General features: G+C 64.8%; 18 protein-coding genes. 15 read left to right on the forward strand and 3 right to left on the reverse strand.

From position 1 onward, the window contains the following. Window positions 1–41 precede the first annotated feature (41 nt). The 8 genes from SJY18_RS07175 to SJY18_RS07210 all read left to right on the forward strand — a co-directional run bounded on the left by SJY18_RS07175 (window position 42) and on the right by SJY18_RS07210 (window position 8,003). The gene (locus SJY18_RS07175) at window positions 42–551 is read left to right on the forward strand and encodes a hypothetical protein (RefSeq protein ID WP_337338980.1); all 510 of its coding nucleotides are present in this window, start codon (window positions 42–44) and stop codon (window positions 549–551) included. 249 nt (window positions 552–800) lie between these two features. After that, window positions 801–1,649: a nitrilase-related carbon-nitrogen hydrolase gene (locus SJY18_RS07180; RefSeq protein WP_337338979.1), complete on the forward strand. Its 849-nt coding sequence runs from the start codon at window positions 801–803 to the stop codon at window positions 1,647–1,649. A gap of 17 nt (window positions 1,650–1,666) precedes the next feature. Next, entirely contained in the window at window positions 1,667–3,103 is a 1,437-nt protein-coding gene (gene hydA, locus SJY18_RS07185; RefSeq protein WP_337338978.1) for a dihydropyrimidinase, read from the forward strand. A gap of 96 nt (window positions 3,104–3,199) precedes the next feature. Then, entirely contained in the window at window positions 3,200–4,216 is a 1,017-nt protein-coding gene (locus SJY18_RS07190) for a TIGR03842 family LLM class F420-dependent oxidoreductase (RefSeq protein WP_396667058.1), read from the forward strand. Next, window positions 4,213–5,184: an ABC transporter permease gene (locus SJY18_RS07195; RefSeq protein ID WP_396667059.1), complete on the forward strand. Its 972-nt coding sequence runs from the start codon at window positions 4,213–4,215 to the stop codon at window positions 5,182–5,184. Before SJY18_RS07190 ends, SJY18_RS07195 begins: the two co-directional genes overlap by 4 nt. Then, entirely contained in the window at window positions 5,181–5,987 is an 807-nt protein-coding gene (locus SJY18_RS07200; RefSeq protein WP_396667060.1) for an ABC transporter ATP-binding protein, read from the forward strand. The genes SJY18_RS07195 and SJY18_RS07200 overlap by 4 nt, the downstream gene beginning before the upstream one ends. 17 nt (window positions 5,988–6,004) lie before the next feature. Next, complete coding sequence (locus SJY18_RS07205; RefSeq protein ID WP_396667061.1) at window positions 6,005–6,769, forward strand: ABC transporter permease; 765 nt, start codon at window positions 6,005–6,007, stop codon at window positions 6,767–6,769. Between the two features lie 52 nt (window positions 6,770–6,821). Beyond that, window positions 6,822–8,003 carry an ABC transporter substrate-binding protein gene (locus SJY18_RS07210; protein ID WP_396667062.1) on the forward strand — a complete coding sequence of 394 codons (1,182 nt, stop codon included), beginning with the start codon at window positions 6,822–6,824 and terminating at the stop codon, window positions 8,001–8,003. A 90-nt stretch (window positions 8,004–8,093) separates the two neighbouring features. Here the strand turns inward: SJY18_RS07210 and SJY18_RS07215 are convergent, their stop codons facing one another. Then, entirely contained in the window at window positions 8,094–8,573 is a 480-nt protein-coding gene (locus SJY18_RS07215; protein WP_337338973.1) for an Lrp/AsnC family transcriptional regulator, read from the reverse strand. A 104-nt stretch (window positions 8,574–8,677) separates the two neighbouring features. On the opposite strand from SJY18_RS07215, the gene SJY18_RS07220 reads away from it, so the two are divergent. The 3 genes from SJY18_RS07220 to SJY18_RS07230 all read left to right on the forward strand — a co-directional run bounded on the left by SJY18_RS07220 (window position 8,678) and on the right by SJY18_RS07230 (window position 11,945). Next, on the forward strand, window positions 8,678–10,102 hold the full coding sequence (locus SJY18_RS07220; RefSeq protein WP_396667063.1) for a DUF6421 family protein: 1,425 nt from the start codon (window positions 8,678–8,680) through the stop codon (window positions 10,100–10,102). Then, window positions 10,095–10,763, forward strand: coding sequence for an SDR family NAD(P)-dependent oxidoreductase (locus tag SJY18_RS07225; RefSeq protein WP_396667064.1), 669 nt, complete (start codon window positions 10,095–10,097; stop codon window positions 10,761–10,763). The genes SJY18_RS07220 and SJY18_RS07225 overlap by 8 nt, the downstream gene beginning before the upstream one ends. Before the next feature lie 114 nt (window positions 10,764–10,877). Beyond that, the gene (locus SJY18_RS07230) at window positions 10,878–11,945 is read left to right on the forward strand and encodes a low specificity L-threonine aldolase (RefSeq protein ID WP_337338970.1); all 1,068 of its coding nucleotides are present in this window, start codon (window positions 10,878–10,880) and stop codon (window positions 11,943–11,945) included. Here SJY18_RS07230 and SJY18_RS07235 read toward each other — a convergent pair. Together SJY18_RS07235 and SJY18_RS07240 are read right to left on the reverse strand one after the other, a co-directional pair. Beyond that, window positions 11,938–13,536 carry a hypothetical protein gene (locus SJY18_RS07235; protein ID WP_396667065.1) on the reverse strand — a complete coding sequence of 533 codons (1,599 nt, stop codon included), beginning with the start codon at window positions 13,534–13,536 and terminating at the stop codon, window positions 11,938–11,940. The genes SJY18_RS07230 and SJY18_RS07235 overlap by 8 nt on opposite strands. A gap of 147 nt (window positions 13,537–13,683) precedes the next feature. Beyond that, a complete protein-coding gene (locus SJY18_RS07240; RefSeq protein WP_337338968.1) occupies window positions 13,684–14,268 on the reverse strand; it encodes an NUDIX hydrolase family protein in 585 nt (194 codons plus the stop codon). Between the two features lie 95 nt (window positions 14,269–14,363). On the opposite strand from SJY18_RS07240, the gene SJY18_RS07245 reads away from it, so the two are divergent. The 4 genes from SJY18_RS07245 to SJY18_RS07260 all read left to right on the forward strand — a co-directional run bounded on the left by SJY18_RS07245 (window position 14,364) and on the right by SJY18_RS07260 (window position 21,362). Continuing rightward, window positions 14,364–14,990 (forward strand): hypothetical protein, encoded by a 627-nt coding sequence (locus SJY18_RS07245; protein ID WP_396667066.1) that lies wholly within the window; start codon window positions 14,364–14,366, stop codon window positions 14,988–14,990. Window positions 14,991–15,030: 40 nt separating this feature from the next. Further along, window positions 15,031–15,699 carry an alpha/beta hydrolase gene (locus SJY18_RS07250; RefSeq protein WP_396667067.1) on the forward strand — a complete coding sequence of 223 codons (669 nt, stop codon included), beginning with the start codon at window positions 15,031–15,033 and terminating at the stop codon, window positions 15,697–15,699. Window positions 15,700–15,820: 121 nt separating this feature from the next. Then, window positions 15,821–20,554, forward strand: coding sequence for an ATP-dependent helicase (locus tag SJY18_RS07255; protein ID WP_396667068.1), 4,734 nt, complete (start codon window positions 15,821–15,823; stop codon window positions 20,552–20,554). Beyond that, window positions 20,547–21,362, forward strand: a complete 816-nt coding sequence (locus SJY18_RS07260) for a DNA-formamidopyrimidine glycosylase family protein (protein ID WP_396667069.1) — start codon at window positions 20,547–20,549, stop codon at window positions 21,360–21,362. The genes SJY18_RS07255 and SJY18_RS07260 overlap by 8 nt, the downstream gene beginning before the upstream one ends. Window positions 21,363–21,545 lie beyond the last annotated feature (183 nt).

Below are 21,545 nucleotides of genomic sequence, written 5' to 3' on the forward strand. Positions count from 1 at the left end.
CGTGCGATCGAAGACAGTGAACGAAGTGCAACACTGGACGCATGCGGATCATGCTCAAGCTCGTCATCGATTGCGATGCAGATGCCGCATGGCGCGCGCTGCACTCCCCGCGCGCGGTGGCTGAACTGTATGGCCCCGTGGTCGACATGTCGCCGCTTGAGCCTCAGGGACTCCCCACGACGTGGGAACCGGGCGCCGACGTTGCCGTGCAACTCGCCGCCTTCGGCGAGATTCCCATGGGCCGCCAGTTCATCAGCGTGAGCGAGCGCTTCGTCGATGAGCCTGCGGGCCGGGTGCGGATCTTCCGCGACACCGGCATTCCCCTCACCGGTCCTCTTGCCTCGCTCGATGTGTGGGATCACCAGATGGCGATCTCGCCCGCTCCGGGCGATCCATCCAAAACGCTGTGGCGCGATCGCCTCGTTATCGGCGGGGCGTCTGCGCCTCTGCTTTGGCCGGTGCTGTGGGCAACGTGGCAGTGGCGCGCCGCGCGCATTCGCGCCCTCGCACCAAGCTGGGCTCACGATCCGGCGCCCACACCACAGGACTGATCGTTTGCCCGGGGCGGCGGCGAGCGCGGTGAGCATCCCCCGGGATTGAGTCTTCGGGCGCAGCATCCGTTCGAGTATCGATCACACCCGGGGTCTTGCCCTGCCCTGCTTGCAGGCTTTACTGTCACGACACAGGCCGAAACCACAGTGAAATGTGGGGGCTGTTTGATCGGGGTAGCAGAGAGGCAATCCCGACCCTCCCTCTCGGCGGCAGATACAAATGCTCGCTCGAGCATGGACGGAGACGCAATGACGACGGTACGTGCGGCAATTACGCAGACAAAGTGGACTGGCGACAAACAGTCGATGCTCGACAAACACGAGCAGTTCGCTCGGGATGCCGCCGCCCAAGGCGCACAGGTCATCTGCTTTCAAGAGCTCTTCTACGGGCCCTACTTCGGCATCACCCAAGACAAGAAGTACTACGACTACGCCGAGCCCATCGATGGCCCGACCGTCACCCGCTTCGCAGCCCTCGCTGAAGAGCTCAACATGGTGATGGTGTTGCCGATCTATGAAGAGCAGCAGACCGGCGTGTACTACAACACAGCCGTCGTGGTGGATGCTGACGGCACCGTGCTTGGCAGCTATCGCAAGCAGCACATTCCACAGGTGGAGAAGTTCTACGAGAAGTTCTACTTCAAGCCCGGCAACCTCGGCTACCCCGTCTTCGACACCGCTGTCGGCAAGGTCGGCGTGATCATCTGCTACGACCGCCACTTTCCAGAGGCATGGCGCATGCTCGGACTCAACGGTGCCCACCTGGCGTTCAACCCGAACGCAACAAAGCCCGGTCTATCCAACCGCCTGTGGGAAGTCGAGCAGCCCGCAGCTGCGGTCGCGAACGGCTACTTCGTACTCGCGCCCAACCGCGTAGGACTCGAAGACAACGAGTATGGCGACGAGGCCGTCAACTTCTATGGCAAGAGCCAGATCGTTGATCCTCGCGGCAACTACGTCGGAGAGCTCGGTTCGGGTGAGCACGAAGAGCTGCTCATTCGCGATCTTGAGATGGACCTCGTACGCCAGATGCGCGACGACTGGCAGTTCTACCGTGATCGTCGACCTGACGGCTACGGCGAGATCAGCGCGCTGTAGACAAGGGAGCAGACACCATGGCAACCACACTCATCAAGGGCGGCACGGTCGTTTCGGCGACAGGTCGCGGAGACGCTGACGTTCTGATCGACGGCGAGAAGATCATCGCGGTGCTGCAGCCGGGCTCAGCCCTGCTCGGCACCGATATTTCTGCGGTGGTCGACACGGTCGTCGACGCCACCGGAAAGTACGTGATCCCCGGCGGCATCGACGCACACACGCACATGCAGCTGCCGTTTGGCGGCACTGAGGCATCAGACACCTTCGAAAGCGGCACCCGCGCTGCGGCGTGGGGCGGCACGACGAGCATCATCGACTTCGCCGTTCAGACGTACGGGCAGAAGATCCAAGACGGGCTTGCCGCGTGGCACGACAAGGCCGCGGGCAACTGCGCGATCGACTACGGCTTTCACCAGATCGTCGGCGATGTCAACGACGAGTCGCTGCTGGCGATGCGCTCACTCGTCGACGAAGGCATCTCGAGCTTCAAGCTCTTCATGGCCTACCCCGGAGTGTTCTACTCCGACGACGCGCAGATCCTCAAGGCCATGCAGCTGTCTCGCGACACCGGCATGATGACGATGATGCACGCCGAGAATGGCCCAGCCATCGACGTGCTCGCCGCTCAGCTCATTGAACAGGGCAAGTCCGACCCGTTCTACCACGGGGTCGCGCGCGCCTGGGAGATGGAAGAGGAAGCCACCCACCGCGCCATCATGCTGGCCAAACTCACCGGCGCGCCGCTGTACATCGTGCACGTGAGCGCGAAACAAGCGGTCGGCCAGGTGGCGTGGGCTCGCGATGCCGGGCAAAACGTCTTCGCCGAGACCTGCCCGCAGTATCTGTACATGTCATTGGAAGACCAGCTCGGCGCTACGAGCGACAAGTACGGACACTTCGAGGGCGCCAAGTTCGTCTGTTCGACCCCGCTTCGCTCACACGAAGAGGGGCATCAAGACGCCATGTGGCAGGCGCTGCGCACGAACGACCTGCAGATGGTCTCCACCGACCACTGCCCGTTCTGCATGAAGGATCAGAAAGAGCTCGGGCTCGGCGACTTTCGCAAGATCCCCAACGGCATCGGCTCGGTGGAGCACCGCATGGACCTGATGTATCAGGGCGTTGTCACCGGCAAGATCACACTCGAGCGCTGGGTGGAACTCACCTCCACCACGCCCGCGCGCATGTTCGGCCTGTACGGCAAGAAGGGTGTCATCGCCCCCGGCGCCGACGGCGATGTGGTCGTCTACGACCCGAACGGTCACACCTCGATCGGCTACGGCAAGACGCACCACATGAACATGGATCACTCCGCGTGGGAGGGCTATGAGGTCGACGGTCACGTCGACACGGTCATCTCGCGAGGCAAGGTCGTCGTCAACGATGGCCAGTACCTGGGGCAGAAGGGCGATGGACAGTTCCTCAAGCGGGGCTTGTCGCAGTATCTGACGTAAACCGCGTCACCACCGCGCTTCGGCGCTACTCGACCAGCGGTGCACGTCACGGCGGCACTCGCAGCATCCGCATTGCAGACCTTTAAGGAACACACCATGGATTTCGGAGTCGTCCTCCAAACCAACCCGCCCGCTGCACGCACCGTGCAGTTGGCGAAGCTCGCCGAAGCACACGGATTCAGCCACGTCTGGACGTTCGACTCGCACCTGCTCTGGCAGGAGCCCTACGTGATCTACTCGGCAATCCTCGCCGAGACGAACCGCGTCACCGTCGGCCCATTCGTCACGAACCCCGCCACGCGTGACTGGACCGTCACGGCATCGATCTTCGCCACCCTCAACGAGATGTACGGCAACCGCACGGTGTGCGGCATCGGCCGCGGCGACTCGGCCGTTCGCGTCACCAACGGCAAGCCGGTCACCATGAGCGAGCTGCGTGAGTCGATTCACGTCATTCGCGAGCTGGCCAACTCTCGCTCCGTGGAATACAAGGGCGCAACGCTGCAGTTTCCGTGGAGCCGCGGTTCCGAGCTTGAGGTGTGGGTCGCCGCGTACGGACCGATGGCGCTCAAGCTCACCGGTGAAGTCGGCGACGGCTTCATTCTGCAATTGGCAGACGTCGACATCGCGGCGTGGATGATCAAGACAGTCAAAGATGCCGCGGCTGCCGCCGGGCGTGACCCCGAATCGATCGCCTTCTGCGTGGCCGCCCCGATGTACATCGGCGACGACGTCGAGCATATGCGCGAGCAGTGCCGCTGGTTCGGCGGAATGGTCGGCAATCACGTCGCTGACATCGTCGCGAAGTACGGCATGCACGGCGACGTTCCCGAAGCGCTGACGAACTACATCGCCGGGCGCACCGGCTATGACTACAACTCGCACGGCAAATCAGGCAACGAGCACACCGACTTCGTGCCAGACGAGATCATCGACCGCTTCTGCATTCTCGGCACCGCCGAAGAGCACATCGCGAAGCTCGAGCAGCTCAAAGCGCTCGGAGTCACCCAATTCGCGGGCTATCTGCAGCACGACAACAAAGAAGAGACCATGCGGGTCTACGGCGAAACCGTGATTCCGGCTCTTTCGAGCCACGTGACGGCCAAGGCATGACGGCGGGCCCACCGGGCGATACCGCGGTTCTCGCCGAATCCGCGACCGCGATCGCGCGCCCGGCGAAGCCCAGGCGTTCCTTTCCGGCGTCGAGGTGGGCATGGGGGGCGCTCGGCATCATCGCCGTCATGGCGATCTGGGAGCTCTACAAGTGGCTCGGCCCCGACGACGGTGTGATCATCTTCGGGGTCGCGGGTGATGACCAGAGCGGTCTGCGCATTCTTCCCCGCACCCATGACCGGGCGATGCCCCACATCTGGACGATGTGGGAACGCCTGTTTGAGCCCACCGGCGGCACCGATACCCCGCCGTTGTGGTTCGCCGTCGCGGGCGCGGCCCTCGTGACCTTGGGAATCGCGGCGGTCGGCTGGCTGATGGGGGTCGTGGTCGGCCTCGCGCTCGCGCTCGTCATGCAGCGCTGGCGCCTGGCGGAATGGGGGCTGCTGCCCTGGATCATCGTGTCGCAGACCGTGCCGCTCATCGCCTTCGCACCGCTGGTGGCGAGCATCGGCACCCAGATCGATCGCGGCGGTTTTCCGTGGCCGCAATGGCTCTCGATCGCGGTGATCGCCTCGTACCTGGCATTCTTCCCCGTCGCGATCGGTGCCCTGCGCGGCTTGACCTCACCCGACGCGATTCACGTCGACCTGATGCGCAGCTACGGCGCGGGCTATCGCGCGACATTGACGTCACTGCGCCTGCCCGCGTCCGTTCCCTATCTGTTGCCCGCTCTGCGTCTTGCCGCTGCCAACGCGGTCGTCGGCACCGTGGTCGCAGAGGTCTCGATCGGTATGCGCGGCGGCCTTGGCCGCATGCTCATTCAGTTCGCCGGTCAAGCCTCGAGCGATCCCGCGATTCCGTGGGCACCCATTTTCGGCGCCGTCCTTCTCGGACTCATCGCCGCCGGCTCCGTCGCCCTGCTCGGCGCGAGCCTGACGCCATACCGCAGAGGAGAAGCCACCACATGACCTCCCCCATCGCTACCGCACCAGCCGTTCACGTCGCGGGCGTCACACGTGAGTTCGCCACCAAGACCGCCACTGTCCACGCTCTCGCCGGGGTCGACCTCGATGTGGCAGCGGGTGAGTTCATTTCGCTCATTGGCCCGTCTGGATGCGGCAAGTCGACGCTGATGCGCCTGATCGCCGACCTCGACCAGCCGACCGCGGGCACCATCGAAGTGTTCGGAAAGCCAGCCGCTCGCGCCCGGCTCGATCAGGACTACGGCATCGCGTTTCAGCAGGCGGGTCTGCTGCCCTGGCGCACAGTGGAAGCGAACATGGCGCTGCCCCTCGAATTGCATGGAATCGCTCCGGCAAAGCGCAAGGCGCGCGTGGCAGAGCTTGCCGCAATGGTCGGACTCTCGGACTTCACCGAGCACTACCCCGACCAGCTCTCTGGCGGAATGCAGCAGCGCGTTGCGATTGCGCGTGCGCTCGCTGAAGACGCGAAGTTGCTGCTGATGGACGAGCCCTTTGGCGCACTCGACGAGATGACACGCGAGCGCATGCAGACGGAGCTTGCCCGAATTGCCGCCGACACCGGCGCCGCCGTCGTCTTCGTCACGCACTCCATTCCCGAGGCGGTGTTCCTCTCTGAGCGTGTCGTCGTCATGTCGGCGCGACCCGGTCGCATCGCCGAGATCGTCGACGTGCCTCTCGGTGAAGCGCGCACCGAGTCGCTGCGCGAAGCACCCGAATTCTTCGAACGAGTCACCGCGGTGCGCGAAGCGCTGCACGGCGCACCCACTGAACGGGCGAACGAACGGTGAGCATGCAGCAAGCGCCGATGCGCACGCGAGATCAGGTGCTGCGCATCGCAGCGCCCATCACCTTCGGCGTGCTCGTGCTCGTCCTCTGGCAGCTGCTGGTCGAAGTCGCTCAGGTGACCCCGCGCATGCTCCCCAGCCCCACAGCGATCGTCGACGCGCTCATCACACACTGGGGCATCATCTTCGAAGACGCGATCATCACCGGCGGCAACGCGCTCGTCGGACTGGTGTGCGGCAGCATCCTGGCCATCATCGCGGCGGGCATTGCCGCGTGGGCGCGCCCGATCGATGCGATGGCGGCCCCTGTAGTTGCGGCGATCGCGGTGGTGCCCATTGTTGCCCTCACTCCCCTGTTCAACACGATGTTCGGAGCGTCCAGCCAGTTCGGCCGCCAGGCCATCGCCGGCATCGCGGCGTTCGTGCCGGTGTATCTGAACATGCTGCGCGGACTGCGGCAGGCCCGGCCCGTGCAGCGCGACCTGTTTCGCGCGTACGCGGCGAGCGGATCGCAGTCGTTTCGCAAACTCACCCTGCCGACGTCACTGCCGTATCTGACCATCGGCATTCGCATCGCGAGCTCGCTCGCCGTCATCTCGGCTCTCGTCGCCGAGTACTTCGGCGGCCCCGCTGACGGTATCGGCACCGCGATCGCCACCATGGCCAAAAGCGGCAATGCCGCACTCGCGTGGGCCTACGTGTTTGCCGGCATTGTGATCGGCCTCATCTTCTTCCTGGCCACGGTGCTGCTCGAGCGCCTGACGGCTAGGCGGATCCCGGGGTAACCCGGAAACAGCGGTACACCCTGCACCACCCACCATCACGAAGGGAAACACCATGCGACACAGCAAACGGCGCGGGCTCCTGCTCGCTTCAGCAGCAACAGCAACCGTTCTCGCGCTATCGGCGTGCAGTGCATCAACCTCCGAGTCGACCGACTCCACCGATTCGGGTGACTTCGAGCCGATCACCGACCTCTCGCTGCAGCTGCAGTGGTTGCCGCAGGCACAGTTCGCCGGTTATTACGCGGCCCAAGAGCTCGGCTACTTCGAAGAAGAGGGTTTCGACTCGGTCGAGATCATCCCCTCGGGTGGTGACATCGTGCCGCAGGATGCTCTCATCGCAGGTGACGTCGACTTCGCCGTCGCGTGGGTGCCGAAGGTTCTCGGAACCATCGAAGCCACCGGTGTCGAGCTGACCAACATCGCGCAGATCTTCCAGCGCTCGGGCACGCTCCAGGTGTCGTGGGCAGACGACGACATCACGTCGGTCGCTGACTTCGAGGGCAAGCGCATCGGCTCGTGGGGCTTCGGCAACGAGTGGGAGATCTTCGCGGCGATGGCCGACGAAGGACTCGACTCGCAGAGCGTGTCGATCACGACGCAGGACTTCTCGATGAACGCTCTTCTTGACGGAGATGTGGATGCTGCGCAGGCGATGACCTACAACGAGCTCGCTCAGGTGCTCGAGACGGTTGACCCCGATACCGGCGAGCTCTACACGATGGACGACCTGTCGATCGTGTCGTATGAAGACACCGCGGGCGCCATGTTGCAGGACGCCATCTGGGCTGACACCGAGCGTCTCGAAAGCGACCCGGCATACGCCGACGCAGCCGAGCGCTTCTTGAAGGCTGTCGTCAAGGGATGGGTCTACGCCCGCGACAACACCGAAGACGCGGCATCCCTCGTCTGGGACGTCGCCTCGAACGCAGAAGCCGCCTTCCCGGTCGGCCCGACGCACCAGCTGTGGCAGACCAACGAGACCAACAAGCTGATCTGGCCCGCTGCCGCCGGCATCGGCGTCATCGACTCGGCCGCGTGGGACCAGACGGTTGCCGGCGCACTTGCCGCCACCAACCAGGACGGTCTCAACCTGATCACCGCTGAGCCCCCGGCATCGGCATACGACAACACTTACATCGAAGCGGCGCTCGAGGCGCTTGCCGCTGACGGTGTCGACGTCGAGGGTGCCGACTTCACCCCGATCGAGGTCACCCTCACCGAGGGCGGCCAGTAGCAGCATCCCTTCGGCGGGCTGGGCACCTTCGGGGCGCCCGGCCCGCTGTTTGCGTGGGCGGAGGGTTGCGTTCGCGCGCGGCGCGGCCCGCTATTCCGCCAGGATGGGGCGGTTCTCGTAGAAGGTCTGCAGCACCACGGTGGTGCGCGTGTTCACCGACGCGGCGACGCGGATATCGCGAATCAGCACCTCGAGGTCGCGGGGAGTCGGCACCCGCACGAACAGCATGTAGCTCGCGTCACCCGCCGTCGAGTGGCACGCCTCGATGGCCGACAGGTGCTCAAGCAGCTCGGGCGCGTTGTCGGGCTGTGCCGGATCAAGCGGCGTGATCTCAATGAATGCCGACAGCGGCCGCCCGACCGCCTCGGCGTCGACCGTCGCGCGATAGCCGGTGATCACTCCGCGGGATTCCAACCGCCGCAGCCGCGCCTGCACCGCCGACGTCGACAAACCGGTCGCCTCCGAAAGCTCCGCAAGCGTGGCACGGCCGTTACTCGACACCTCTCGCACAATGCGCAGGTCGGTCTGATCTTCGAGACGGGATGCGCCCGGGCGTTCGATCGACGTCATGAGTTGAGAGTACCAGGCATGGCCGGATACTTTCCTGCTAAAAGGTGTTGCGGCGAGATAACTTCCCGTAGACTTCCCCCAACTCAGACGAACGGAGGTTCAGCATGCCCAGCATCACCGCGCTCACCACGCAAGAAATCGTCGGCGAACCCGAGGTCGTCGAAGACGCCATCGAAAGCAGCACCGCGTGGAAGAGCCTCAAGCAAGCCGCCACCGCGCTGCAGTCGCTGCAAACCCAAGACGGTTCGATTCCGGATGCTGCGCACCACCCCGCCGCACACGAGCACGTCAGCGCCATCACTTCGGCTATCGCCACACTGGCACCGTCGTTCGAGCACGATGCCGCGTACCTGGCAGCATCCATCGTCGACTTCGACCGCTGGGCACGAGAAGGCTTCGGCGTACCCGACTTTCTCGACTCGCTCAACGCGTTTCAACCACAGCAGCATCGCATCGACGGCCTGCAACACCTGGTCGTCTTTCCGATGTACACCCAGAACGGCTCGCGCAACCGCTTCGTCGAGGCGCTGCTGGTTGAGGTCATCTGGCCCGAGTTCATCGCGCAGCTCGAAACCGAATACACCAACCGTCTGTTCGTCTCGCTGCGTCTGATCGACTTCACGCCCGGCTATGACACCAACTCGGCGGTGCTGTTTCCTGAAACCGTCGCGATGCGCGAGATTCCCACGTTCACGTGGGGAGCGATCTTCCAAGACCGCGAGGCCGCACGCTACCGCCGCGTAGTGCGAGCTGCCGCTGACATCACGAAGCTCGACTTGCCCGCAGACGCCGCCCGCATGCTCGACGATCAGCAGCTGACCGAACGCACTTTCGTGATGTGGGACATCATCCACGACCGCACCCACATGCGCGGCGACCTGCCGTTCGATCCGTTCATGATCAAACAGCGCATGCCGTACTTTCTGTACTCGCTCGAAGAGTTGCGCTGCGACCTGACGGCGTTCCGCGAGTGCGTCGCAATCACCCAGCGATTGCGGGCACGGGTTGAGGCGGGCGAAGAGCTGGATGCTGCCGAAGCCGAGACGCTTGAGCAGGCGGTGCTCGTGCAGTACGCCGTCATCTTCGACCGCATCTTCCGCTTCGCGATCACCGGCACTCGCGTGCGCAACTACGACGCTGTCGGCGGTCAGCTGCTCTTCGCCTGGCTTCATCAGCGCGACGTGCTGCACTGGACCGACACCGCGCTGACCTTCGATTGGGCAGAGATCCCCGCCGCGGTGGTCGCGCTCGGCGACGCGATCGACGAGCTGTACTGGAAGTCGATCGACCGCCCGAAGGTGGCCCATTGGCTCGCCGCGTACGAGCTGGTCAGCACCACGCTCACACCACACCCTGCTTCTGCGTGGGCTCGAGGACTGCCCATCGACGTGCTCGCGGGCGCGCCCAAGGGTTACACCGATCAGGTGCTTGACGATGAGTTTCCGCTGTCGATGTTCTTCGAAGCTCTTGAGAAGAAGATGCGACCGGTGATCGAGTCCACCGAGGGCATCCGAGCGTCGGATGCCTGAATCCGCGGTGGCCGGTCGCACGGTCGTCATCGCTGGCGGCACGAGCGAAGCAGGGCGTGCGGTGTCGCGCGCCCTGCTTCGCGGCGGTGCTCTTGTGATCGTTGTCGGGCGTGATCAGGCTCGGCTCGATCAGATGGCCACCGACATTCCGGGGGTCTCGACCGAGGCGTGCGATCTCACCGACGAAGCAGCCGTGATGGCTATGGCTGCGCGCGTGGGCCCGATCGACGGCGTGGTCAATCTCGTCGGCGGCTGGCGCGGCGGCGGCGGCCTCGAGGGGCAGCACGACGCAGACTATCGATTCCTCGAGGCTGGCCTCACCGCACTTCGCCATGTGAGCCGGGCATTCGACAACAGCCTTCGCACGTCGTCGGCCGGTCGCCTTGCGATCGTGTCGTCAACTGCCACGGCACGACCACTCGCGGGCGGAGCAAACTACGCCGCCGTCAAAGCCGCGAGCGAGGCATGGGCGCGCGCCGTTGCACAGGGGTTCGCCAAGACGGCACGAGATGCGCAGGTGCCCCTGAGCGCAGCATCGGTGATCTTCAGGGTCAAATCACTCGCCGGCCTCGAAGAAGGCCTCGCCGATGCCGTCGTCTCGCTGTTCGACTCACCCGCTGCCGACATCAACGACACCGTCATCACCCTTCCGCGCACCTGACTTGATCTGCGCGCAAGGCCAGCCGAGGCGCAGCCCCAAGGGCGCGCGAGTTCGCGCTGCGGCACTCGTACGCCCCGACTGAATTAGGCATCATCAGCACTAGATTGGACCTTTGTGAGCACGCTCCACGACACCAACATCCGCGGATTCGCTTCCGACAACTACTCCGGCATCCACCCTGAGGTGCTTGCCGCTATCACCGCGGCGAACCAGGGGCATCAGGTCGCCTACGGCGAAGACGTTTACACCGCACGACTGCAAGACGTCTTCACGCAGCACTTCGGCAAGGGCGTCGAGGCGTTCCCGGTGTTCAACGGCACCGGCGCGAACGTCATCGGACTGCAGTCGATGCTCCCCCGCTGGGGCGCGGTCATTGCTGCATCCACCGCTCACATCAACGTCGACGAGGGCGGCGCCCCCGAGCGTGTCGCCGGCATCAAACTGCTGACCGTGCCGACCGACGACGGCAAGCTCACTACCGATCTCATCGACCGTGAGGCTTGGGGTTGGGGCGACGAGCACCGTGCGCAACCACTCGTTGTATCGATTACCCAGTCGAGCGAGCTGGGCACCCTGTACACGCCCGACGAAGTGCGCACCATCGCCGATCACGCCCACACCCGCGGAATGCGTCTGCACATGGACGGTGCTCGCATCGCAAACGCGGCAGCCGCGCTCGGGGTCGGGGTGCGTGAGTTCACCCGCGATGCCGGTGTCGACGTGCTGAGCTTCGGCGGCACCAAGAACGGCGCCATGCTCGGTGAGGCAGTTGTCGTGCTTGACCCGGCAGCCTCAGAGGGCCTGCTGTTTCTGCGCAAGCTCAACATGCAACTCTCCAGCAAAATGCGATTCGTGTCGGCACAGCTGATTGCGTTGCTCGAGGGCGACCTGTGGCTTCGCAACGCCGCACACTCGAACGCCATGGCACAGCGGCTGCGCTCTGGAGTCGAAGCGGGACTCGCCGACGGCACGATCCGCGGGGTCGCTTTCACCCAGCAGACACAGGCCAACGGCGTGTTCGCGACGCTTCCCGAGGGAGTGGCCGACCGCCTGCGTGAGTCGTTCCGTTTCTATGACTGGGATGCTGCGCGCAACGAAGTGCGCTGGATGTGCTCGTTCGACACCACCGAAGACGACATCGACGCGTTCATCGCCGCGATCGCCCGCGAAACGACTAGCTAGCCGGCCGCGCCTCTTCGTCGTCGCCGTCGTCGCTGGCTTCGTCGTCTTCGTCGTCTTCGTCGTCGCTGGCTTCGTCGCCGTCGTCGCTGGCTTCGTCGTCTTCGCCGTGCACTTCGGTGGCTTCCACCTCGGTGTGCTCTTCGTTCTCGACGACCTCGGGCTGCGCGTCTTCGCCGTCGCTCTCGGCCTGGTCGGCGCCGGTTTGCTCGGCGTCGGTTTGCTCGGCGTCGGTCCGCTCGGCGCGGTCGGCGCTCTCGGCGGCCGACTCGTCAGTCACGGGCCCTGAGTCGCCGGCGCCACCGAAGGCTCCCTCCGGGCGAATCAGCTCTTTCACCTCTGACATGAAGCTCGTCAGCTGGTGCTGCTGCCAGCGCAGCTGGCGCGTGCGATCTTCTGCGTCGCGAAGCACCGACTGCGAGTGCTCCGTCACGGTGTCGATGATGCTCTGAGCCTTCGTGTGCGCTCGCTCAAGCGTCGCGTGGGCACGCACTTGCGCATCAGCTTCGATCTGCTGAGCCTGCGCACGCATCAGTCGTTCAAAATCGTCAGCCTTCAAGGCGACGCGCTGAGAGTGTTCCAGCGATGCGGCGACCTGTTCATTGGCGTCTTGGGTGATGCGATCAGCGTGGGCCACCGCTTGATTGTGCAGCAGCAGAAACTCCTGCTGCGCGTCGTCTTGGCGGCGGGTCAATGACTCTTCGAATTCAAGGGCACGCACCCGCAACTCACGCACCGCGTCTTCGGCTTCCGCTCGAGCCTCGGCGGTCTCTCGAGCCACCATCGAGCGCAACGCAGCCGCACCCTTTTCCGCCTCGGTGCGAATCACGGCCGCCTCTTGCTCGGCCTGCGATACCTGTTCGGCCGCACGAGCGGCTTCTCGCTCTATGCGCGTCTGGTGTGCGGTGAACTCGGTGTCGATGCGCAACCGCACCTGCTGAGCGTCGTGGTGCGCGTGCGAGAGGAGCGCCTCGGCCTCAGCTTTGGTCTCTTTCTGGCGGTTTTCAATCTCTTCGCGGGCGGCGGCGATCAGACGCTCGCCCTGCACGGTCGCATTGCGCAGCAGCACGCTGGCCTGGTCTTCGGCCACACGCAGAACTTCTTCGAACTGGTGCCGATTCGAGGTGTCTTCGGGCGCAGACACGAGTTCATCGCTCAGCGCTTGGATGCGGTTCTCAAAATCCGTGACCTGGGCTCGGGCGGCGGCCAGCTCGGCTTCAAGCTGCTCTACGCGGTCGCGAATCTCAGCGGCGGCGTCGTCGGCCTCTTGCTTGGTGCGCTCTGCAACCGTGCGGTTGTCTTCGTTCGCCGCATCCAATTCTGTTTGCAAGCGTTCAATCTCAGATTCGCTCTGCGCGTTCATCGCCCCGGCACGGCGCTGGCGCTCTTTGAGCACCTCAACCTGCTCGGCCTGCACGCGCAGTCGCTCGTTGAGTTCGGCGACATTGGTGTCGACTTCGTCTTTGTCATAGCCGCGGAACGCGGTCGTGAACGTCGGCGCGTTCGCCGTGCGCATCGGCGCGACGATCAGTTCGTCGAACGACTTCGCGTTCTCATCGACGTTCGAGCTGTCAGAATCGGCACGATCAGCCATGGCGCCTCTTTCACGGAGGTAGGCGCAGCGGAAGAACTGCGCGTCGGTACCCCGACACTACCCGGGCTCACTATGTGAATGAGCACGGATTCAACTGATATTCACAGCGGCGAAACACCGCTCTTGCGCAAGGATGCGCACGCTGTTTCAGCGAAGTGCACCGACGCTCGCGAGGGCTAGCCGAATGAGTGTTCCGCGGCCGCCTTCCATCTCGTCGGCGAGCGCGTCGGTCGCTGCTTCCTCGGGCGTCATCCACGTCACTTCGAGCGCATCCTGCCGAGGCTCGCACGTGCCAGAGACCGGCACGACGAAGGCAAGCGACACCGCGTGCTGGCGGTCGTCGTGAAACGCGCTGACGCCGGGGATGGGAAAGTACTCGGCGACGGTGAACGGGCTCGGTTGCGGGGGAAGCAGCGGAAAGGCCATGGGTCCGAGGTCGTTCTCGAGGTGGCGAAACAGCGCGTCGCGCACAGTTTCGCCGTAGCGAACTCGACCCGACACGATCGTGCGGGTCATCTCCCCCATTGGAGTAGCTCGCAGCAGAATCCCGATCTCGGTGACCTGACCCATGCCATCAACTCGCACCGGCACGCCTTCGACGTACAGCATGGGCATGCGGCGCCGGGCTTCGGCTAATTCGACTTCGCTCAGCCAGCCCGGGTTGGAGCTTCCCGCGCTCTGGCCGAATGGCTCGTCTCCGGTGGGCTCTGGGTCTGGAGTGCGAACGGACATGCTTCCTGTATACCCTCTCGGGCGCGTCGATGCCCGACTGGCCGACGGGATGCGCAGAAGTAAGTATTCTCATCTCAGCGCAGAAAGGCCTCGCCATGACCGAAACCGACCAGCACCAGAGCCGCATCAGCATTATTCAAGATGTCGTTGCCGTCTTCGTGCTCTCCATAACAGCTGTTCTCACCGCGTGGTGTGGTTTCGAATCTTCGAAGTGGGGCGGCGAGATGTCCATCGCATTCAGCGAGGCATCTTCTGCGCGAATCCAGTCGGTGGCTGCTGAGGGCGAAGCGCGTGACCAGCGCCAGTTCGACCTCACCATCTACAGCCAGTGGGTCGTTGCGGTCGCTGACGGCAACGATCAGCTGGCCGACTACATCGAAGAGCGGTTCGCGCCTGAGTTCGCGGTCGCCTTCGATGCCTGGCAAGCCGACGGCATGGCAGAGAACGGGCCATTCGCCACCGACGCGTATGTGTTGCCAGCCGCACTCGAAGCAGCGGATCTCTCAGCCAGAGCAGACCAGAAGTTCACCGAGGCGCTAGAGAACAATCAGCGCGGCGACAATTATTCACTGCTTACCGTGCTGTTCGCCCTCGTGCTGTTCCTCACCGCGATGTCGCAACGCGATGTGAAGACCTGGATCGGTCGAGCCTTCCTGGGCATGGCGATCGTCGTAGCCATCGTCGGCATCGGCATTCTGATGACCCTGCCGGTTCGCATCTGACCGCATCGGGCTGGGCGGTGCACGATGGCAGGATAAGAAGATGCCTGAGTCACTGATTCTTGATGCCGAGGCCGTGCTTTGGTCTGCCGAGCGCAACGACCTGAAGGGCCATGATCTTCTTGTGGTGCTGCACGGGTACGGTTCCGATGAGCATGACCTGTTCGCGCTGCGCACGTACTTTCCGCAAGATCTTGTCGTCGCGGCACTCGCTGCACCACTGACACCGCCGTGGCCAGCTCCCGGGCGTTCGTGGTACCCGATTGAAGGACTCGATACTCGGGATGCTGCCGGCATCACCGCCGCAGCCGAAGCCGTGCTGGCGTGGCTCGATGAGCACGCGCAAGGCGCAGCATCCATTGGACTGCTGGGCTTTTCGCAGGGCGCCGCGGTGTCGCTGCAATCGCTGCGACTCGCTCCCGAACGCATCGACTACGTCGTCAATCTCAGTGGCTATGTGACGCCCGGTGCGCTCCCCAAAGACGAAGAGCTCGCAGAGCTCAAGCCGCCGGTGTTCTGGGGACGCGGCTCTCATGACGAGGTGATTCCTGCTGCACTCGTCTTGCACACGACCCAGTGGCTGCCCGAGCGAGTCGAGCTGAGTGGCCGCGTTTATCAAGACATGGCACACAGCGTGTCGGAGGCAGAACTGGCCGATCTGCGCGTCTTCATCGACAAGCAGCGCGAGCGTCTCGCAGAGCGCAACAGCTAGCCCGCTCCGAATGGCTTGGTGCCAGTGGGGCTGTGCGTGAAGTAGTGGGTGCGCGTCCGCGCCGTGTCAATAGCCGACCATTGAAAGCGCCAGTGTCGCCGGTACGCACCAAGATGGAGTGGTGGCCGATGTGCTTGAGCGATTCGGTCCTGCCACGCAGGACTGGTTTCGTGGCGCCTTCGAGGGCGCCACGAACGCGCAGCTGGGCGCGTGGGACGCGATCTCAGCAGGAAAACACGCGCTTGTCGTGGCCCCGACTGGGTCGGGAAAAACCCTCTCGGCCTTTCTCTGGGCGATCGACCGGGTGTTCCGAGAGAAGAAGCTGCCTGAACCCGCGGCCGCGGCGGCGTCGAAGCGCAAGCGTGGCACCCCGGCCTCGACCACGCGCATCCTCTATATTTCGCCGCTGAAAGCCCTGGGCGTCGATGTCGAACGCAACCTGCGCTCTCCGCTGATCGGCATCGCGCAGTCTGCACGCAGACTCGGAGTCGCCCTGCCCGAGGTGACCGTGGGCGTGCGGTCGGGAGACACCACCTCGAGCGACCGCCGCAAACTCGTGTCGGCGCCGCCCGACATTCTCATCACCACCCCCGAGTCGTTGTACCTCATGCTCACCAGCCAGGCTGGTGAAACACTTCGCGACGTTCACACGGTGATCATCGATGAGGTGCATGCCGTTGCCGCCACCAAGCGCGGCGCGCACCTCGCGGTGAGCCTCGAACGGCTCGATGACCTGCGCGCCACGCTCGAGCCCACCTCGAAGCCCGCACAGCGAATCGGTCTGTCGGCCACGGTGCGGCCGATCGACGAGGTTGCCCGGTTCTTGGGTGGCGCACTCCCCGTCGAGATCGTCGCGCCCCGCGCGACCAAAGCGTTCGATATGCACGTGGTCGTGCCGATCGACGACATGATGAACCCGCCCGCAGCACCGAGCGCCTATGCGAGCGCGCCAACAGCGACGCCTCCAACGCCAGCAACGCCTGACGAAGAACCTGCGATCGATGAAGACTGGTTCGCCGACGGTTCTCGCGGACCCCACAGCGACAGCTCGACCGAGATCACCGGCTCGGTGTGGCCCCACGTCGAAGAGGCGATCGTCGATCGCATCGTGCAGCACCGATCGACCATCGTCTTCTGCAACTCCCGACGGTTGGCAGAGCGACTCACCGGACGACTCAATGAGATCTACTCCGAGCGGCTCGGTGCTGAACCTGCGCAGCTGAAAGCGCCACCCGCGGCGATGATGGCGCAGGCAGGAGCCACCAGCGGTGCCGATCCGGTGCTCGCAAAAGCCCACCATGGTTCGGTGTCGAAGGAGCAGCGCGCGCAGGTTGAAGACGAACTGAAATCAGGCACGCTGCGTTGTGTGGTTGCCACCAGCAGCCTCGAGCTCGGAATCGATATGGGCGCCGTCGACCTTGTGATTCAGGTCGAGGCACCGCCAAGCGCCGCATCAGGGCTGCAGCGCATCGGTCGCGCCGGCCACCAAGTGGGTGAAGTGAGCCGCGCCGCACTGTTTCCCAAGCACCGCGGCGATGTTCTTCACACCGCGATCGTCACCGAGCGCATGTTGGCTGGCCAGATCGAGGCGATCAAGGTGCCACAGAACCCGCTCGATATTCTCGCTCAGCAGACCGTTGCTGCCTCAGCGCTCGGTGCAATCGACGTCGAGCGTTGGTTTGAAACCCTCAAGCGCAGCGCACCGTTTCGCTCGCTGCCTCGATCAGCATATGAAGCGACCCTCGATTTGCTCGCGGGCCGCTTTCCCTCCGATGAGTTCGCAGAGCTTCGCCCCCGTCTCATCTGGGATCGCGACGCGGGCACTCTGACCGGTCGGCCGGGCTCGCAGCGAATCGCCGTCACCAGCGGCGGCACGATCCCAGACCGCGGCTTGTTCGGCGTCTTCATCGCGGGCGAATCGCAGAACGCTCGGGTCGGAGAACTCGACGAAGAGATGGTCTACGAGTCGCGCGTCAATGACGTCTTCACCCTCGGAACCACAAGCTGGCGCATCGTCGAGATCACCCACGACCGGGTCAACGTCACACCGGCTTTCGGCCAGCCCGGCAAAGTGCCCTTCTGGCATGGTGATGGTCTCGGCCGACCCGCAGAACTGGGCGAAGCCCTCGGAAAGTTCTCGCGCGAACTGTCGGCGGCGCAGCCCGAGCAGGCAGAACAGCGACTGCGCGCTGCGGGTCTCGACGACTACGCCCGCGACAATCTGCTCGCGTATCTCACCGAGCAGCGCGAGGCTACCGGCACGCTGCCCACCGATCGCCAACTCACGGTCGAACGAGGCAGAGACGAGGTCGGCGACTGGCGTGTGATCCTGCATTCCCCTTACGGCATGAAGGTGCATGCGCCGTGGGCGTTGGCCGTGAATGCCCGCATTCGTGAGCGCCTTGGCGTCGAAGGCTCGGCGGTAGCCAGTGACGACGGCATCATTGCCAGAATTCCGGATGCTGCGGCCGAGCCGCCGGGCGCAGATCTCTTCATCTTCGACGCGGATGAGCTCGACCAGATCGTCACCGAAGAGGTGGGCGGCTCAGCGCTGTTCGCCTCGCGCTTTCGTGAGTGCGCAGCACGCGCACTGCTCATGCCCCGTTTGAACCCCGGCAAGCGCAGCCCGCTGTGGCAGCAGCGCCAGCGATCGGCGCAATTGCTCGAAGTCGCCCGCCGTCACCCGACCTTCCCGATCATCCTCGAGACGCTGCGCGAGGTGCTGCAAGACGTTTACGACGTGCCCGCTCTGCTGCGGGTCTCCCGCTCGATCGCCGATCGCCGCATCCGCCTGGTCGAGACCGCTCCCGCGCAACCGTCGCCGTTCGCGCGCGATCTGCTGTTCGGCTACGTCGGCGCATTCATGTACGAGGGCGACTCGCCTCTCGCCGAGCGCCGGGCAGCAGCACTGGCCGTCGATCCCGCGTTGCTCAGCGAACTTCTCGGCAAGATCGAGATGCGCGAGCTGCTCGATCCTGAGGTCATCGCACAGTTCGAGTGCGAAGCGCAGCGGCTCGACGCCGACCGCCGCGCTAAGGGGGTCGAGGGGGTTGCCGATCTGTTGCGCGTGCTCGGCCCGCTCGACGCTGCCGAGGTCGCGGCACGACTGCAAGCCGCCGACGACCCGACGATCGCCGCAGACGCTGCTGCGGCGGCGTCGCATCTAGCCGCGCTCGTAGAGGCTCGCCGCGCTATCGAAGTGACGATCGCGGGGGTGCGCCGGGTAGCCGCGATCGAAGACGCCGGCCGGCTGCGCGATGCCGTGGGAGTCGCGCTGCCGGTCGGCATCCCGAACGCCTTCCTTGAGCCCCTCGCCGACCCATTGGGCGACCTCGTTGCGCGCTTTTCTCGCACTCACGCCCCTTTCACCTCAGATGCTGTCGCTCAGCGCTTCGGCATCGGCATCGCCGTTGCGCGGCTGACGCTGCAACGACTCGATTCGCAAGGCCGGGTCACCAGCGGCTACTTCTTGCCGGAAGGCACCGGCGCCCGCGGTGAAGACCTGGAGTGGTGCGATACCGAAGTGCTGCGCCGGCTGCGCATGCGCTCACTCGCGGCGATTCGCGGCAGCGTCGAACCGGTGCCCCAAGACGCGTTCGCGCGCTTTCTGCCGGTGTGGCAACACGTTGCTCGCCCGCTCGAGGGCATCGACGGCGTCGCGACCGTCATCGATCAGCTTGCAGGTGTGCCCATCCCGGCGAGCGCGTGGGAGTCGCTGATCCTGCCCGCACGCGTGTCTGATTACAGTCCGAGCATGCTCGACGAACTCAGCTCAACCGGCGAGATCGTCTGGTCGGGACACGGCAGCCTCGCCGGGCGTGACGGATGGATCGCGTTGCACCCGGCAGACACCGTCAGCCTGTCATTGCCGATCGCCGAAGACGAGGTAGCGCCCGGAAGCCTCGACGCCCAGCTGCTCGCAACGCTCGACGGTGGCGGGGCCTACTTCGCCGCGCAGCTTCGCGCGCTCACCGGCGCCGAGAACGAAAAATCCCTCGTTGAGGCCCTTTGGCGTCTCACCTGGTCGGGCCGAGTCACCAACGACACCTTTGCGCCCGTGCGCACGCTCGTCAGCGGCGGCTCGCAGGCGCACCGCGTGGCGCGCAAGGCTCCGCGAGCTCGCATGTATCGAGGGGCCGCAGCACGCACCGTTGCCTCGTCAGTTCCCGCGCGTTCACCCTCGGTCGGCGGTCGTTGGTCGCTGCTGCCGCCTGCCGAAATCGATCCCACTCTTCGCGCTACCGCTGCCGCGAGCCTGTTGCTCGACCGCTACGGAGTCGTGACCCGCGGCTCGGTGCAGGCCGAGGGCGTTCCCGGCGGGTTCGCGCAGACCTATCGCGTGCTCGCAGGGTTCGAAGATGCCGGCCATTGCCGCCGTGGCTACGTGGTGGAGAAGCTCGGCGCCGCGCAGTTCGCTGCGTCCGCCACGGTCGACCGACTCCGCGAGTTCGCCTCGGTGCCCGATACCCCGCCCCTGCGGGCGGTGACGCTCGCGGCAACCGACCCTGCCAACCCCTACGGCGCGGCCCTGGGGTGGCCCGCGCTCGAAGGCGTCGCACACCGTCCCGGTCGCAAAGCGGGGGCACTGGTCGTGCTCGTCGATGGCGAACTGACGCTCTATCTCGAACGCGGCGGCAAGTCAGCGCTGGCATTCGTCGATGACGACGCGAGGCTGGCCGCGGCCGCCGCCGGCCTTGCCGAAACCAGCAAGCGGCACCGGCTCGACACCCTCACCATCGAGCAGGTGAACGGCGTCTTCGTCTACACGACGCCGGTCGGACGCGCGCTTCGGGCGGCCGGATTCGTCGAATCTCCCAAGGGGCTGACGCTGCGAAAGGCGAGCGTTCGTGCCTGAGGGCGATACCGTCTTTCGAACCGCGCGGCGCCTCAACGACGCGCTCGCCGGCGGCACGGTAACCCGCTTCGAGCTTCGCGTGCCGCAAGCCGCGACCGCCGATCTGCGCGGTGAGGTTGTGCATGGGGTTGCCGCTCGTGGCAAACACATCCTGCATCGCATCGGCGACTTCACCTTGCATTCGCATCTGAAGATGGAGGGCCAGTGGCACGTCTATGGGCGCGGTGATCGCTGGCGAAAGCCTGGCTACACCGCTCGCGCGGTGATCGGAGTCACCGCAAGCGATGCGACGAGGTGGGAGAGTGTCGGATTCGACCTCGCCGATATCTCTCTCGTTCCTGCACGCGACGAGCACACTCTCGTCGACTATCTCGGATCTGATCCGCTGAGCGCAGATTGGGACCCGACAGATGCGGCAACTCGGTTGGGGGCCGACACACGCAGCATCCACGTGGCGTTGCAAGATCAGCGAAACATCGCTGGCTTCGGAAACGAGTACGTGAACGAGATTCTCTTCGTGCGCGGTGTGCATCCTGAGACGCCAGCGCAGTTGACCGACGTCGCCGCGATCATAGATCTGGGCGCGCGCATGATCCGAGCGAACCGTGATCGTCGAGACCGCACCTTCACCGGAGACAACCGCCCCGGTCAGACCACGTGGGTCTACCGGCGCGAAGGAAAGCCGTGCCGACGCTGCGGCCAGACCCTTCGGCGCGGCGCCTTGGGCGCCGCCGCGACGAGCGAACGCCTGGTGTTCTGGTGTCCGCGCTGTCAGCCCGAGAGAGACAGCAGCGTGCGAGGGCGCTGACCCAAATCGTTATCGATACGGACGTTCTGTAAGCACCAGCGGACATTGCCGTGATGCGCACCGACCGCTACCCTTACGAAACCCGCGTTTTTCTGCCTGTTACATAACTCCGGACATAGTGTTTGGCATCGTCGCCTCTCGTCCCTAATCGTCCGGTTCGCGTCGCTGTGCGTTGCACGCCCG

The sequence above is a fragment of the Microbacterium sp. R86528 genome (assembly GCF_044596335.1).
Classification (GTDB): Bacteria; Actinomycetota; Actinomycetes; order Actinomycetales; family Microbacteriaceae; genus Microbacterium; species Microbacterium marmarense.

What these genes read in the sequence shown, in the direction of transcription:
- SJY18_RS07180 (WP_337338979.1), top strand. Translation starts at nt 801, where the DNA reads ATGACGACGGTACGTGCGGCAATTACGCAGACAAAGTGGACTGGCGAC.
- SJY18_RS07250 (WP_396667067.1), top strand. Translation starts at nt 15,031, where the DNA reads ATGCCTGAGTCACTGATTCTTGATGCCGAGGCCGTGCTTTGGTCTGCC.
- SJY18_RS07175 (WP_337338980.1), top strand. Translation starts at nt 42, where the DNA reads ATGCGGATCATGCTCAAGCTCGTCATCGATTGCGATGCAGATGCCGCA.
- SJY18_RS07200 (WP_396667060.1), top strand. Translation starts at nt 5,181, where the DNA reads ATGACCTCCCCCATCGCTACCGCACCAGCCGTTCACGTCGCGGGCGTC.
- SJY18_RS07190 (WP_396667058.1), top strand. Translation starts at nt 3,200, where the DNA reads ATGGATTTCGGAGTCGTCCTCCAAACCAACCCGCCCGCTGCACGCACC.
- SJY18_RS07220 (WP_396667063.1), top strand. Translation starts at nt 8,678, where the DNA reads ATGCCCAGCATCACCGCGCTCACCACGCAAGAAATCGTCGGCGAACCC.
- SJY18_RS07195 (WP_396667059.1), top strand. Translation starts at nt 4,213, where the DNA reads ATGACGGCGGGCCCACCGGGCGATACCGCGGTTCTCGCCGAATCCGCG.
- SJY18_RS07235 (WP_396667065.1), bottom strand. Translation starts at nt 13,536, where the DNA reads ATGGCTGATCGTGCCGATTCTGACAGCTCGAACGTCGATGAGAACGCG.
- SJY18_RS07215 (WP_337338973.1), bottom strand. Translation starts at nt 8,573, where the DNA reads ATGACGTCGATCGAACGCCCGGGCGCATCCCGTCTCGAAGATCAGACC.
- hydA (WP_337338978.1), top strand. Translation starts at nt 1,667, where the DNA reads ATGGCAACCACACTCATCAAGGGCGGCACGGTCGTTTCGGCGACAGGT.
- SJY18_RS07240 (WP_337338968.1), bottom strand. Translation starts at nt 14,268, where the DNA reads ATGTCCGTTCGCACTCCAGACCCAGAGCCCACCGGAGACGAGCCATTC.
- SJY18_RS07210 (WP_396667062.1), top strand. Translation starts at nt 6,822, where the DNA reads ATGCGACACAGCAAACGGCGCGGGCTCCTGCTCGCTTCAGCAGCAACA.
- SJY18_RS07225 (WP_396667064.1), top strand. Translation starts at nt 10,095, where the DNA reads ATGCCTGAATCCGCGGTGGCCGGTCGCACGGTCGTCATCGCTGGCGGC.
- SJY18_RS07245 (WP_396667066.1), top strand. Translation starts at nt 14,364, where the DNA reads ATGACCGAAACCGACCAGCACCAGAGCCGCATCAGCATTATTCAAGAT.
- SJY18_RS07205 (WP_396667061.1), top strand. Translation starts at nt 6,005, where the DNA reads ATGCGCACGCGAGATCAGGTGCTGCGCATCGCAGCGCCCATCACCTTC.